Here is a 15,237-nt window from a genome sequence, read left to right on the forward strand (position 1 = left end):
ATTAACGTTTTTACAAAATTTGTTTTGACAAGAAGCAGATGACGTGCTATATTAAACGAGTGCGTGAGATAAAGCACGTTTTCATGCAGTTGTGGCGGAATTGGCATACGCGCATGATTCAGGTTCATGTCCACTTACGTGGGTGTGGGTTCAAGTCCCATCAACTGCATTGATAGAAGAAAAAGAAGTCTTAGCTTTAAGGCTTCTTTTTTTCTGTATACAGGTTTGACATTACAGGGAAACTGGAATATAATGTAGGATACTTGTGAGAACTTAACGGAAAACACAGATATTGTTTAGGAGGTAGTCGGCGATGGCTGAAAAGAAACAGGTAGTTACCTATACAGGACTTAAAAAAATTGAAGAAGAACTTCAGGATCTGAAAGTAAATAAACGTAGAGAGATTGCTGCCAAGATCAAGGAAGCAAGAGAGCAGGGAGACTTATCTGAGAATGCTGAGTATGATGCGGCAAAGGACGAGCAGCGTGATATCGAAGCAAGAATCGAGCAGTTAGAGGCTATCCTGAAAAATGTAGAGGTCGTTGACGAAGATGAGGTTGATACAGAGGTTGTCGGTATCGGCCGTACCGTAACAGTATATGATTATGAATTTGACGAGGAAGTTGTATTCCACATCGTTGGTTCAACAGAAGCAGATATCATGAAGAATAAGATTTCTGATGAATCACCGGTTGGTATGGCATTAAAGGGTGCGCGCGTTGGTGAAGAAGTAATAGTAGAAGCACCGGACGGAGAATTCAAATACAGAATATTAGATATCAAGAGAGCAATCTAATAAACAGAATAATCAATATAGTAGAAAGAGATTAAACAAAGATGGCAGAGAATAAGCAGAATAATCAGGCTAAGCCACAGGATGTAAATAAGCTGTTACAGGTTCGTCGTGAGAAGCTGGCAGATTTACAGGCGGCAGGCAAAGATCCATTTGAGATTACAAAGTATGATGTGACTTATCACAGCACAGATGTAAAAGAAGCATATACAGCGCATGAGGCAGAGCTTCTTGCAGGCAGACAGGAGCCGGACGTAGAGGGACTGGATGATGCACAGAAGAAGGAAGTGCTGAACAACGATTATAACGAGAGAAGAGCAATCATGGATGCATCACCGATCCATGTTAGCATTGCAGGACGTATGATGTTCAAGCGTGTTATGGGTAAGGCATCCTTCTGTAATATTCAGGATCTGAAGGGTAACATTCAGGTGTATGTTGCAAGAGATCAGATCGGTGAAGAAGCTTATGCAGATTTCAAGAAATCCGATATCGGGGATATCTATGGTGTAAAGGGATGGGCATTCCGTACAAAGACAGGAGAGCTTTCTATCCATGCAGAAGAAATGACACTTTTAAGCAAGTCATTACAGATCCTTCCAGAGAAGTTCCATGGCTTAACAGATACAGATGTCAGATATCGTCAGAGATATGTAGACCTTATCATGAATCAGGAGAGCAAGGCAGTATTTATCAAGCGTTCACAGATTTTAAAAGAGATCCGTAACTTCCTTGCAGATCGTGATTTCATGGAGGTTGAGACTCCTATGCTTGTTGCAAATGCAGGTGGTGCGGCAGCAAGACCATTTGAGACACATTACAATGCATTAAATGAGGATGTAAAACTTCGTATCTCTCTGGAATTATATCTGAAGCGTCTGATCGTAGGCGGACTGGAAAGAGTTTACGAGATTGGACGAGTATTCCGTAACGAGGGTGTTGATACAAGACACAATCCGGAATTTACGCTGATGGAATTATATCAGGCATACACAGACTATGAAGGTATGATGGAACTGACAGAGTCCATGTTCCGTTATCTTGCTGAAAAGGTTTGCGGAAGCACAAAGATTTCCTATAATGGAATCGAGATTGATTTCGGTAAGCCGTTTGAGCGTCTGACCATGAATGATGCGATCAAGAAATATACCGGAATCGACTTCGATCAGGTAGAAGATGATGCAGCAGCTAAGCAACTGGCTGATGAACACAATATTGCATATGAAGAACGTCATAAGAAGGGTGATATCATTAACCTGTTCTTTGAGGAGTTTTGTGAAGAAAAGCTGATCCAGCCTACATTTATCATGGATCATCCGATCGAGATCTCACCACTGACCAAGAAGAAACCTTCTGATCCAAGCAAGGTTGAGCGTTTCGAGCTGTTTATAAACACATGGGAGATGTGTAATGCATACTCCGAGCTGAACGATCCGATTGATCAGCGTGAGCGTTTTGCAGCACAGGATGCAAATGCAGCAGCCGGTGATGATGAAGCAGAGCATACAGACGAGGATTTCTTAAATGCACTGGAGATCGGTATGCCTCCTACAGGTGGTATCGGTTATGGTATCGACCGTCTGGTTATGCTGTTGACTGATTCACAGGCAATCCGTGATGTGCTCCTCTTCCCGACAATGAAGCCGTTGGACTCTGACAAGAAGGTTTCCAAGGAAGTTTCGGCTCCTGCGGAGGCTACTCAGACGGCTCCCGTTGTGGAAGAAAAAATTGATTTTTCCAATGTTCAGATTGAGCCTTTGTTTGAGGATCAGGTCGATTTTGACACCTTCTCCAAGAGTGATTTCCGTGCCGTAAAGGTCAAGGAATGCGAAGCTGTGAAGAAGTCCAAAAAGCTCTTAAAGTTCGTTTTGGACGACGGAACCGGCGTAGATAGGGTCATTTTGAGTGGTATTCACGAATATTATGAGCCGGAAGAACTGGTCGGTAAGACCTGCATTGCAATCACCAATCTGCCTCCGAGAGCGATGATGGGTATCGACTCCTGCGGTATGTTGATCTCAGCCGTGCATCACGAAAACGGTGAAGAAAAGTTGCATTTGCTGATGGTCGATCCTCACATTCCAGCAGGCGCAAAGCTCTATTGATTGACCTAAAATTGTCGGTGCTTACGCCACAACTTACGCCAATTTACTCCGAGCTTACGCCAAAAATGCGTTTGGAATTTTGCGATTGCAGACAAGTTCCGATAGCATACGATAATTTCATATGATTTAAGCCCGCTGATTTCGGTCAGCGGGCTTTTTCTATTTCTGCCCCTATTACATCTCTGTGATGTGATAGGGGCTTTTTTTATCCCTGAAAGGTGGTCGAAAAAAATTTTTTGAAAAATCTCAAAAAAACTTCGTACAAATCGAAAAAAATTTCCCAGTTGGTTAGTGAGGGCAAAAACCTCACGAACCTTGAAAATCGAATAGACATTCAACAGGTACATTCCTGATCGGGGGTGAAAGCCCCAGCCGGATGAAGGTGCGCCACGAACTTCCTGCCCACAAGGGTTATCACGGAAAGCAAGGTTGGTAGCGATTCCGAACCATTCTGAAATATCCGCTTGCTGCGGATAAGGCGATGAAACGATTCAGGGACAATGATACTTCCCTATGGGGCTGGCGGAGTACCCGGCAGAGGTGAGATTCCTATGAGTTCGGTCAGCAGCCGAACGCCTGTTGATTTCCTTTTACGCATTTGGGGGATGAGATCGAGTTAAATGCGACCACCAAAGCACAGGACTCCGCTTCCTGTGTTTTGGTGGATCAAGCGATCCAAATCTAATAAGAAGGAGGAAAAGCGAAATGCCAAACTGTAAAACCATTGCTATCTGCAATCAGAAAGGCGGCACAGGCAAAACGACCACAACGGTCAATTTGGGTGTCGGGCTTGCACGACTCGGCAAGAAGGTGCTCCTTGTAGATGCCGACCCGCAGGGCGACCTCACAACTTGCCTTGGGTGGCGAGATAATGACAGTCTTACGACGACCATTACCGATAAGCTATCCGGGGTTATCCGTGAAGATCATACAGACCCACGAAGCGGCATTCTGCATCACGAGGAAAATGTCGATCTGCTCCCTGCCAACATCGAGCTGTCTGCTATGGAAATGATGCTTGTGACCGCAATGAGCCGTGAAACCATTCTGAGAAGCTATCTGAGCAATGTCAAAGACAATTATGACTATGTACTGATTGACTGTATGCCTTCGCTCGGTATGGTAACTCTGAATGCTTTGGCGGCGGCAGATAGCGTAATCATTCCCGTGCAGGCGCAATACCTTCCGGCAAAGGGAATGACCCAACTGATGCAGACCATTGGAAAGGTCAGGCAGTACATCAATCCGAGCCTGCGAATCGACGGTATCCTATTGAACATCGTAGATAACCGCACCAACCTCGCAAAAAGCACTGCCGACGCACTGCGAAAGAACTTTGGGAGCGTTATTAAGATATACCGTTCCTCCATTCCTATGGCAGTGAAAGCCGCAGAGGTTGCTTCCAAGGGCGTAAGCATCTACAAGTATGAGCCGAGCAGTCCTGCTGCAAAGGCTTATGCTGAGTTCGCAAAGGAGGTGTCTGCCGATGGCAGGAAGAAAGAGCGACTTCACTCTGCCGACGCTCGATGACCTGTTTTCTACACAGGAGCTTAGGGACGATGCCAAGCTCAGTAAAATCCGAGATATTCCCCTTGAGCTGATCGACGATTTTCCCGACCACCCATTTAAGGTACGGGACGACGAGGATATGATACAGCTTGTGGAGAGTGTCAAGGAGCGAGGAGTCATTACTCCGGCTACCGTGCGTCAAAAAGAGGACGGCAGATATGAGCTGATTTCCGGTCACAGGCGAAAACGAGCGTGTGAACTTGCCGGATTTGAAGCACTCCGTTGCGAGGTCGTAGACCTTGACCGTGATGCCGCCACTGTGCTGATGGTGGAGAGCAACTACCAGCGGTCGCAGATACTTCCCTCAGAAAAGGCGTTTGCCTATAAAATGCGGCTGGAAGCGATGAAGCGGCAAGGACAGCGTTCAGATTTAACTTTGTCCCCAGTGGGGACGAAGTTTGATAGAAGCTCTGAAGCCATAACAGAAGAAACAGGCGATAGCAGAAATCAAATTCATCGCTATATCCGTCTGACAAACCTTGTCCAAGAACTTCTTGACCTTGTGGACGAAGGGAAAATCAAAATGCGTCCTGCGGTGGAGCTATCCTATTTGGACGAGGACAGCCAGCGGGCGGTGGTTGATGAAATTGACCTGAACCAATGTACCCCGTCCCACGATCAGACCATTCGTATGCGGAAGTTCTTCACGGAAGGCAAACTCACACCGGAAGTAGTATCTGCCATTATGAGCGAGGAAAAGCCAAACCAGCGTGAGAAAATCGTCCTGCGTGGGGACAAGGTGCGAAGCCTGATCCCGAAGAATATCCCCGTCAGCCAAACGGAGGATTATGTGGTCAAAGCATTGGAGCATTACAGTCGTTTCCTGCGCCAGCGGGCAGAGCGTGACAGCCGATAGGCACACGGAGTATGTTTTCCGCTGTCCCCTTCCTCACACTCCATCCCCAGAACTTCCAGACTATCCGAGAATAAATAATCTATCTCCTAACTTTATCTCTATCTCTCTAAATAAGTCTATCTAAGAGAGGCTCGGAGATCGCACAGTTTGGAATTGCGCCCACCGGCGATATGATAAAAAGTTGCGCTTCAAAACGCATCTTTGTCTGAACGGTTATCATCGGGTAGAATGTGGTCGAAGGGAGTGAAGCGTATGAAATCCAAAATCGCAGTTCTTTTTCTCATTGTCCTTTTGTGCCTGACTTCGGGGTGCAGCAACACCTCGCAGATTGCAGAACAGCCCGCCCCGGTTTCTTCTTCGGAGAGTAACAAAGCTCCTTACCAATCAGAAACGGCGCAGGCGACAGAGAAAACTGAGGTTGAACAGCCCCAAAGTACAGAGCCGAAAGACGATGACCGTTCAACAGAAGCAACGGCAGGCGTGTTGGATAGCAGTATTCAAACAAAACCGGCATCCGAACAGCCTAACAGCGGCACAACGCCGCCACAGGTAAGCGAACCGTCCAAGACACCTGACGAGTCCGAGCACCATCCGGAAGTCTCTGCACCGTCCGAAAAGGAACAGCCCACACCTCCGGCAACGGAAGAACCACAACCGACCGAACCGCCACAGGAAGAACCAACAGAGCCGGCATTTGACATCGGCTATTGGATCGGCTTTGCCAAGAGCTATGCCGAGAGTGTCGGTCTTACGCTGAACAGCGAAGCCGTGTACTGCTGGGACAATCCCATTGCCGCAGGTTCGCAATGCAAATACACCGAAAGGGACATCAAGGGTTACTTGAGCCGTTACGCCAAAGATCCCGACATCACGGATGTTTGGATTTGGTATGAGCAGACCGGAACCGGTTCCTTTGAGGTGTATATCGGCTACGCATAACAACAAAATCGAATCACACTGAAACGCATCGTCAAAGTACGGTGCGTTTTTCGTTTTCAAGGAGGTAATCAACACAATGAAAACACATTTTTTCAAGCGAGGAATTGCAGGACTGCTTTCTCTCGTGATGTGCCTGTCCGCATTTATCGGACTTGGCACGACTACCGCCTTTGCCGCAGGAGAGCAAGCGGAAGTCTATCTCATTTCTTTTCCGAGAAGCGGAGATGCAAATCTCGACTACAGCGGTACTTGGGGACACTCCAATCTTCACTATATGAACGGTTGGTATTCCGGTGAGTCCAAGTACACTACCATTCGAGCAATGCACTCGTATGACGGAAATATCTGCTACTGCATTGAGCCGGGTACGCCGCAGGACACTGGCGACAGATACACCAGCAAGGATGAAACCTTTTGGGATAACCTCCCCTCGGATTTCAACAGCACTATTTCTCCCTACGATATGAAACTGTTCATCGGTCGTATTATGCAGTACGGCTACACGGGACCGATCAGTACCTCTTGGCGTTCTCAGAACGCAAGCGATGCCGAAACACTGGCACAGGCGATGGCGACGCAGGTTCTTATTTGGGAAACCGTGGTCGGTGAGCGAGATGAGGACTTCAATCATATCAGTCCCGGCAGCTATGATGCCGTCAAGAGTGTTGTTAGCACAGCGCACCCTCTGTATAGCCAGTTCATCAGCTACTACAACAGCATTGAAGCAAGCGTACAGCGTCACTCTGCTATTCCCAGCTTTATGGCGAAAACTCCCGGCAAGGCGCAGAATGTCGAGCTTGCTTGGAACGGCACGAACTACACCGCAACTCTGACTGACAGCAACAATGTCCTTTCCAATTATAGCTTTTCTGCGAATGAGGATGGCATTTCTTTCAGCGTCAGCGGAAACAAGCTCGTCATTACGGCGGCTACCGCACCCTCTGACAGCGTGAGAATTACTGCAAGCAAGTCCGGTGCAACCCGCCGAGGAATCATTACTTGGACGGATGGAAGATACGCTCCCGGAAGCGGTATTCAGGATGTCATCAGCTACGCCCAAGAGGTCAATGACCCCGTGCAGGCATTTCTCAATCTGAAGGTATCCTACGGTTCTGCTAAGATCATCAAAACCTCGGAGGACGGAAAGGTAGATAACCTCAACTTTACCGTCACCGGCAACGGCATCAATCAGACCGTCAAGACCAACTCCAAGGGAGAAATTCAAATCGACAACCTGATGCCCGGTGTCTACACCGTGACCGAAATGGACTACGACAAGTATGAGCCGCAGGAGTCCCGCCGTGTGACGGTGGTTTCCGGTCAGGTTTCTACCGTGACCTTCAACAACAAGCTCAAGCGTGGAGATTTGCAGATCGTGAAGTCCTCGGAGGACAATCTCAACGAGGGTGTGACCTTCCACCTTTATGGCACTTCGCTCTCCGGCATTGCCGTGGACGAGTATGCCGCAACCGATGCAAACGGCGTGGCGACCTTTGAAGATGTCCTCATTTCCGGTTCCACACCTTATACCGTAGAGGAAGTGGACACTGCTGTTCGCTATGTTGTTCCCGAAGCGCAGTCTGCGCCTATCAACTGGAACGAGGTCACGAACCGTAGCTTCCTCAATATTTTGAAGAAGTTTTCCGTGACCGTTACCAAGAGCGACGCTGAAACCGGCACGGCGCAGGGTGATGCTTCTCTTGCCGGTGCTGTTTACGGCATCTATAAGGGTGAAACCCTTGTGGATACCTACACCACCGACAAAAACGGGCAGTTCGTTACCAAGGAGTATATCTGCGATAACGACTGGACGGTGAGAGAAATCACTCCCTCTGAGGGTTATCTGCTTGATGCCACCGTTCATAAGATCGGTGCAGAGCCGCAGCTTTATACCGTGGAGCATAATCAGACGGCAAATGATGTAACTGAGCAGGTCGTAAAGGGCAATATCGCCATCATCAAGCACACCGATAACGGTGATACGCAGATCGAAACACCCGAAAATGGTGCTGAGTTTGCCGTGTATCTGAAAGCCGCAGGCTCCTATGATAGCGCAAAGGCTTCCGAGCGTGATTATCTCACCTGCGACGAAAACGGCTTTGCCCAGACCAAGGATATGCCTTACGGCATATACACCGTCCATCAGGTGTCCGGCTGGGAAGGCAGCGAGCTGATGCCCGACTTTGATGTGTTCATTTCTCAAAATGGGGCGACTTATCGCTACCTTATCAACAATGCACCCTTTAACAGCTTTATCAAGATCGTGAAGCAGGACGCAGAAACCGGAAAGACTATTCCTTACGCCGGTGCGGGCTTCAAGATTTATGACCCGGACGGCAACCCCGTAACAATGACCTTCACTTACCCGACGCCCACCACCATTGATGTGTTCTACACCAATGCAGAAGGTTCTCTTGTCACGCCGGAAAAGCTGCCCTTTGGAAAGGGGTACTCTATTGTCGAGGTACAGGCTCCTTATGGCTATGTTCTCGATGAAACGCCCGTGTACTTCGATGTCACGGAGGATAATTCCACAGAAGAAAGCGGGGTTACGGTAGTAAAAGTGGATAAGCCCAATATGGCACAGAAAGGCACCATCACCGTGGAAAAAACCGGCGAGGTGTTCTTCGGCGTTTCCGTCATCGGCGGCGTAGATGAAAGCGGAAACGAACTGCCAACCATCTATCAGCCGCAGTATGAAAAGCGTGGACTTCCCGGTGCGGTCTATGAGATCGTCGCCGCTGAGGATATTATCACGCAGGACGGCACTGTCCGAAATCAGAAGGGCGAGGTCGTAGACACCGTTACAACCGATGAAACCGGCACAGCGGTGAGCCGTGAACTTTATCTCGGCAAATATGAGGTTCGTGAGATCACAGCACCCCACGGGATGGTGCTCAACCCGGAACCCCACTGCGTCGAGCTTGTCTACGCCGGTCAGAGTGTTGCCGTAACAGAAACGGCGACTTCGTTCGAGAACGAGCGTCAGAAGGTGGAGATCAGCCTTGTAAAGTCCATCGAGCAGAATGAGTGCTTCGGCATTGGCACAAACGGTGAAATGAAGAACATTTCCTTTGGGCTGTTTGCCGCCGAGGAGATCGTATCTGCCAGCGGCACTCCCATTCCCGCAGATGGTCTGATTGAGATCATCTCTCTGAATGAGGACGGAACGGCAAAGGTTAAGACCGACCTTCCTTGTGGAAGCTACTATGTGCAGGAGCTTGCTACCGACAGTCACTACAAGCTCTCCGATACCAAGTATCCCGTTACCTTTGGGTATGCCAATCAGGATACGGCAGTTGTAAAGATTGCCGCCAATGACGGCAAGGCAATCGAAAATGATCTGCTCTACGGTTCGGTTTCCGGAAAGAAGGTCGATGAAAACGGCAGTGCTCTCGGCGGTGCGCTGATTGGACTGTTCCGCACGGATGACGGCGAGTTTACAAAGGAAACTGCGCTGATGACTGCCACCTCCAAAGAGGACGGCAGCTTTTCTTTTGAGGGCATCCCTTACGGCACTTGGTATGTCCGTGAAATCGAACAGCCCGCCGGCTTCGTGCTGGACGATACCATCTATCCCGTGACCATCGGCGCAGACGGTCAGGTCGTGGAGATCAAGATCGTCAACAAATATGTCCGTGGAAACATCCATCTGACCAAGGTGGATTCCGAATATCCTGACAATAAGCTGACCGGAGCGTCCTTTGAGGTCTACAAGGACAGCAACGGAAGCGGCAAGCTGGACGACGGCGACGAGTTGCTCGGCACACTGACCGAAAAGGAAAAGGGCGAATACAGTATGAACGACTTGTTCCACGGTCGCTACTTCGTCAAGGAAACCAAAGCGCCGGAGGGCTTTGTCCTCGACACCGGCGTGTATGAAGTGATGATCGACACCAGCGGCAAGACCTACGAGGTGGAGAACAAGGCAGGTGTCGGCTTCATCAATGATGCGATGCGAGGCAACCTGAAAATCGTCAAGACCTCCTCTGACGGCAAGGTCAAGGGCTTCGCTTTCCGCATTACCGGTGCAAATGGCTATGACATTATCCTTGAAACCAACGACAAGGGTGAAATCTTCATTGACGGGCTTCGCATCGGGGACTACACCATTTCTGAGGTAAGCAACTCGGCTTCTTCGATGTATGTCCTGCCTGCCGACAAGAAGGCAACGGTCAAGCTCGGCTCCACTACCATTGTGGAGATGCACAATGTACTGCGTGATACGCCTAAGACCGGCGACACAACCAATCTGCCGCTGCTCTATGTCCTTGCAGGGCTGTCCGCAGTGGGCATCGCTGTGTGCGGCGTTATCGGATTCAAGAAAAAGAAAAAGGAGGATCGTAACTAATGGAACCTAAAACCATCGTGGCTATCGTGCTGGTAGCCTTTATTATCGGCGGCTTTATCTTCTTGCAGGTCAGAAAGAAAAACAGGAAGTGAGCCAATCACCTATGGGGCGGAGCGATAAACTCCGCCCCTTTTCTACTACCAGAAGGAGGGAGAAAATGAACCGAATCAATACCGTTGAAAACAAAGTGCTTCAGATCCTGCGGGATTCGCCGGAAACACGGTATGAGGATATGAAGCTGTATTACCGCTACTACAACCGCTATGCCGATGATCTCCGTGCCGGCGAGCTACCGCTGGGGGACTTGGCATACAACTACAAATTCTACGGACTGCCGTGCTTTGAGTCCATCCGCAGGGCAAGGCAGCGTGTGCAGTCCCTTTTCCCCGAACTGTCCCGAAAGGAAGTCAGGGAGAGTGACGGCGGCGTTGTTATCGTCATCAATATTCTTTGAGGTGGCGGTTATGAAAAGTGAAAAGCGTATGGTGGGCGATTACACCGTCCTGTGTGCCGTGAATATCGGCTTCCGTGAAATCATCCTTGCTGAAAACGAGCAGGACAAGAACGGCGAACGCTTCCTGTGCTGCTATGGGGAGCGCAACGACATCTTTCAGCGATACTCCGAATGTGCCGTTGGCGACGATTATATTGATGCGGCGCTGTTCTTTGCGGAGCGCATCAAGAGGGACGCTGAACAGTTCCGGTCAGAGATTGAGAAGCTGGGTATTCCCGTGACGGTTATTACCGAAGCGGACTGTATCCCCGACCACTACAAAAATGACATCAACGGCAAGGTCATCGCTATCAACCCCGCTGTTCTCAAGCCGGAATACCGGCGAGCCGACCGGCAGCTTTATCTCGTAACGGGCGGCTTCGGCGCTTCGGCAAACAGCCGTGGCAGCGCTGTTTTTTGCACGAATCTCTATGACGGAAAACCGACCCGGTATGAGCGAATGGATGTGATGGGTGAAGTAAAAACGGAATGTATGCCGCACTGGGCGGTCAATAAGGCAACCGTACTCAAACACATTCAGGGCAATAAGCTGATCTTCGAATACGGCGGCAAGCATTTCTGCCCCTATCGCCTGTTTACAAAAGCGGAGGACACTCTGGACTTCATTTCAAGGCACACGGCAAGAGATAACGATCTCGGACTGACGGACAAACCCAATGCCGGGGACAAAAGCCACTATGACCATTCGGCGTTCTATGAAAGGGCGAGCATAAAAAACTGCGACCTTTTCATTTGCGTGGACAACGGGAAACTCTACTGTCCGGGCGAAAAAGAGATGTTTGAATGGCGCGGCGAAGTCGGGAAAGCGGACTTTGATGGAAAAACAAAGGCGAAACCAAGCCGCAACAAAGACTATGAACGATAAGGAGGATACCGCAATGGCAACAAAGAAAACCGCAGCCGAACAGGGCTTGCAGCAGAAAATGAAGGTGCTGGCAAAGCTCTTTGACGCAGGCTGTAAAACCGAAAAGGATTTGAAGGCGCTGACCTTGCCGACGATCCTGAAAATCCCCGATGTGACCGTGCCGGATATGACGGTCATCACCGAGCTTCAGGAGCAGGTTGCAAAGAACCGCCTTTTCTCTTACTTGGGAGGTGGAACAGATGAGCCAAGCGACACGACCGAATGACCGCCACATCATTTGGAGCAACCAAAACCTTGATGTGGACGACTGGCGAGAGGACTACAAGGAGTTCCTTGAAGCCAACGAGCTGGACGACGACCCGAATGATGAGCAGGCACTCTATGAGTGGATGGAGGAAACCAATTACGACTACCTCTCCGATGAGCGAGTCAACCTGAATGTTCAGCTTTCCCAGCCGATCATTGTCATTGGCGACATCGGCAGATGGAACGGCAGAGTGATGGGCTACAAGGACATCCCCTCCGGCAACATCCGAGATTGTCTGTATGCCGACACCGACTATACCGAATGGTATGTAGATAAGTACGGCGATCTTCGTGCCGATGCTACTCACCACGACGGCACAAATCACTATCTTTACCGTGTGTTCAAAGACGGCGTTTCCGAAACACAGATGGAGAACCTGAGAGACAAAATCTATCACGGCAAAGCCACACGAGCCGATATTACCCGGCTGACCCGGCGACTTGGGGATGAGATCGCCGCCGTTTACGGCTTTGACATCCCGAAACAACGAACACTGCAAGAAAGGGGCGCAAGATAATGGCAGATTTCACACTGCGACCGCTGACCGTTCCCGAACGCAAATACACCTACGCTCAAAGCTCGCAGCTTCAAGGGCAGACAGGCAATATCGGTTATCTGCGTGGGGACTTCGGCTCAAGCGGCGATCAGTTTTATACCACTTGGTTTGATACCCGACCGCAATGGAAAAGCGATGAGTTCAAGCGGGACTTGGATGATGTAATCAACGCCCTGCGCTCCGAGGAGTACGGACTGCTTCAAAGCCGTTCTCAGATGGTGCGTTATGGGCGTGAGAACAAGGAAAGCGAAATGCAGGGTGCTTATACCACTGAGTTCGGCTTCCGAGCAGATACCGAGAAATATGCGTTCGTGCTTCGCTGTAATCCAACGAGGGGCGACTATAACTTCTACTGCCTCTGCTATGTAAAGGAATGGCTGGACAAGCACATCGAAGAAGCCAACCGGGATATTCGCTTTATTGACAGCCACTATAAAGAGCTGTTCCGCATCCCCGACGGCGAGCGCATCATTGTGACCGACCGTGACGGTAAGACGGAAAGCTATCCCTGCCGCTATATTGACAACTATCACACAGAGGTCGGACGCAATCTCTTTCACATTTGCGAGTTTGCCGAGCGTATGGAGCAAGGCGGCTGTACCTACGCACCAATGGAGCCGCCCTTGCCTCCGATGTGCTATTCCATACTCCCGTCTACCGGCGAAGTCATTCAAATCGACCGCTGGCAAAAGGGCTATACCGCCACAAGTTTTAACGACGGGAATCGTGCGGAGAACGAAGCGATTAAGGATAAGTTCAATGAAAAGCTGGGTGTCAGCAAGGCGCAGGAGCAGGCAATGCTCGCCGGTTCTATGATCCGGTGGGACTCCATTGCCGCCAAGCCCAAGAGCTATGACGAGAACGGCAAAGCCATCAAACCCAAAGACTATGAACGATAAGGAGGTGTCTGCCGATGGCACGAAAATACGACTTCATCTCGGAGCTGTATAACCGAACCTGTAAAACGGTCGTTGCAAATCCCGCAAGCTGGGAAGCGTTTCTGCGCTCTGCCTGCTACAACTACCGTCTGCGTTTTGATGAGCAACTTTTGGTTCACGCACAGCGACCGGACGCCACCGCTGTTCTTCAGATCGACGACTGGAACCAGAAGTTCGGGCGTTGGGTCAATCGTGGAGCACACGGCATTGCCGTTTTTGAGGATGCCGACCAACGCCGCCAGCGGCTTGTCCACTACTTCGATATTTCCGACACGCATCCCAGCCGCTTTTCCCGCAGAGTTCCCATTTGGCAAATGCGGGACGAATACACGGCAGAGGTGATCGATACGCTGGAAAGCACCTTCGGAGAGTTGAACGACAAGGAAACCCTCGCCGTTGCCATCGAGTCGGCGGCAAGAAACGCCGTAGAGGACAACATCCCCGACTATCTCCCCGATCTGATTTACAGCGTGAAAGACAGCTTCCTGGACGGCGTATCCGAAGAAGAAATCACCCACATTTTCAAAACAGCGGTGCGAAACAGCGTCGCCTATATGACGATGACCCGCCTGGGCATTGAAGCCGGAGAATACTTTGAACCCGATGATCTTCGGGATGTGGTGAATTTTACGACCCCTGCCACGCTGAACGCCCTCGGCTATGCCACCAGCGATATTGCGGAGATGGGACTTGCGGAGATTTCCCGCACCATTCTTGCCCTCGACCGTCAAAATCGCATAATTGCAGAGAAAACCAAAGCCGATTACAATGTAGGCAAAGAAAAAACCGAAAGGAGTCCTGACGATGAACGAGATCACTTACACGAGGCAGGGGGATTATCTGCTCCCCAATCTGACAATGCCGGAGCAGCCGGAGCTGTCGATGGGCAGGTACGCCCGGATGCGGAAGAAGTTCCTGAAGGAGCATCACAAGGTACGCTACTACAACCTGCTGACGAGCTGCGCCCTGAACGAGCATCTGAACGACACGGAGCGCAGAGCGAACGAGCTGGAACAGATGCTGACGGAGCAGATGGCAGCGTCGGAGGGCGTGACGGAGAATCTGAAAGCGACGGATATGATGAGCTGGGTTCGGAAGATGAACAGTATCCGGAGCCGGGTTCAGGAGATCGTGATGGCGGAGGTAATCTTCGCTTAGACTACTACGACCGAAGCCACGAGGATAAAAGCCTGCCGTTCTTTGGCGGCGACGACACCGTTCGTGAAATCCTCGGCACTACGCCGCACCTGAAAGCAAGCAAAGACGAGATACGGGCATTCTTTGAAGCTACCGCTGATGAGAACGCCCGTATTTCTTATATCAAGCGCATTTTCAACAACGACTATACCGAGGTCATTCTGAGCGATGGACGGCGTGTGGGCTACAAGACCTATCGGAATGTGTTGCAGCTTTGGGAGGGCAGTTATCTCTCCCGCACGGCACA

At 50.1% G+C, this 15,237-nt stretch carries 13 protein-coding genes and 1 tRNA gene; 13 read left to right on the plus strand and 1 reads right to left on the minus strand.

Annotation, left to right across the window (positions count from 1 at the left end; translation table 11 throughout):
• The first annotated feature begins 85 nt into the window (after nt 1-85).
• From GT641_RS03010 to GT641_RS03065, 12 genes are all read left to right on the plus strand, one after another.
• Nucleotides 86-169, plus strand: a tRNA-Leu gene (locus tag GT641_RS03010).
• A 144-nt stretch (nt 170-313) separates the two neighbouring features.
• On the plus strand, nt 314-796 hold the full coding sequence (greA, locus tag GT641_RS03015; RefSeq protein ID WP_008400183.1) for a transcription elongation factor GreA: 483 nt from the start codon (nt 314-316) through the stop codon (nt 794-796).
• A 41-nt stretch (nt 797-837) separates the two neighbouring features.
• A complete protein-coding gene (lysS, locus tag GT641_RS03020) occupies nt 838-2,898 on the plus strand; it encodes a lysine--tRNA ligase (RefSeq protein WP_161116789.1) in 2,061 nt (686 codons plus the stop codon).
• Nucleotides 2,899-3,603: 705 nt separating this feature from the next.
• Nucleotides 3,604-4,428, plus strand: a complete 825-nt coding sequence (locus tag GT641_RS03025; RefSeq protein ID WP_161116790.1) for an AAA family ATPase — start codon at nt 3,604-3,606, stop codon at nt 4,426-4,428.
• Nucleotides 4,385-5,323, plus strand: a complete 939-nt coding sequence (locus GT641_RS03030) for a ParB/RepB/Spo0J family partition protein (protein ID WP_161116791.1) — start codon at nt 4,385-4,387, stop codon at nt 5,321-5,323. The genes GT641_RS03025 and GT641_RS03030 overlap by 44 nt, the downstream gene beginning before the upstream one ends.
• Nucleotides 5,324-5,575: 252 nt before the next feature.
• Nucleotides 5,576-6,262: a hypothetical protein gene (locus GT641_RS03035; protein ID WP_161116792.1), complete on the plus strand. Its 687-nt coding sequence runs from the start codon at nt 5,576-5,578 to the stop codon at nt 6,260-6,262.
• A 76-nt stretch (nt 6,263-6,338) separates the two neighbouring features.
• Complete coding sequence (locus tag GT641_RS03040) at nt 6,339-10,613, plus strand: SpaA isopeptide-forming pilin-related protein (RefSeq protein WP_161116793.1); 4,275 nt, start codon at nt 6,339-6,341, stop codon at nt 10,611-10,613.
• Nucleotides 10,614-10,770: 157 nt separating this feature from the next.
• The gene (locus GT641_RS03045; protein WP_161116794.1) at nt 10,771-11,067 is read left to right on the plus strand and encodes a hypothetical protein; all 297 of its coding nucleotides are present in this window, start codon (nt 10,771-10,773) and stop codon (nt 11,065-11,067) included.
• Nucleotides 11,068-11,077: 10 nt separating this feature from the next.
• On the plus strand, nt 11,078-11,992 hold the full coding sequence (locus GT641_RS13060) for a hypothetical protein (RefSeq protein ID WP_204986395.1): 915 nt from the start codon (nt 11,078-11,080) through the stop codon (nt 11,990-11,992).
• Between the two features lie 13 nt (nt 11,993-12,005).
• Complete coding sequence (locus tag GT641_RS03055; RefSeq protein WP_016565302.1) at nt 12,006-12,257, plus strand: hypothetical protein; 252 nt, start codon at nt 12,006-12,008, stop codon at nt 12,255-12,257.
• A complete protein-coding gene (locus GT641_RS03060; protein WP_161116795.1) occupies nt 12,232-12,816 on the plus strand; it encodes a hypothetical protein in 585 nt (194 codons plus the stop codon). Before GT641_RS03055 ends, GT641_RS03060 begins: the two co-directional genes overlap by 26 nt.
• Nucleotides 12,816-13,754 (plus strand): hypothetical protein, encoded by a 939-nt coding sequence (locus GT641_RS03065; RefSeq protein ID WP_161116796.1) that lies wholly within the window; start codon nt 12,816-12,818, stop codon nt 13,752-13,754. The genes GT641_RS03060 and GT641_RS03065 overlap by 1 nt, the downstream gene beginning before the upstream one ends.
• On the opposite strand, the gene GT641_RS13110 is transcribed toward GT641_RS03065, so the two are convergent.
• The gene (locus GT641_RS13110) at nt 13,742-14,611 is read right to left on the minus strand and encodes a hypothetical protein (RefSeq protein ID WP_243143676.1); all 870 of its coding nucleotides are present in this window, start codon (nt 14,609-14,611) and stop codon (nt 13,742-13,744) included. The two genes, GT641_RS03065 and GT641_RS13110, sit on opposite strands and share 13 nt — an antisense overlap.
• A gap of 40 nt (nt 14,612-14,651) precedes the next feature.
• On the opposite strand from GT641_RS13110, the gene GT641_RS13115 reads away from it, so the two are divergent.
• Entirely contained in the window at nt 14,652-14,951 is a 300-nt protein-coding gene (locus tag GT641_RS13115; RefSeq protein ID WP_243143681.1) for a TnpV protein, read from the plus strand.
• The last annotated feature ends 286 nt before the right edge of the window (nt 14,952-15,237 follow it).

The organism is Clostridium sp. BIOML-A1 (assembly GCF_009874105.1).
In the GTDB taxonomy this organism is placed as follows: domain Bacteria; phylum Bacillota; class Clostridia; order Lachnospirales; family Lachnospiraceae; genus Coprococcus.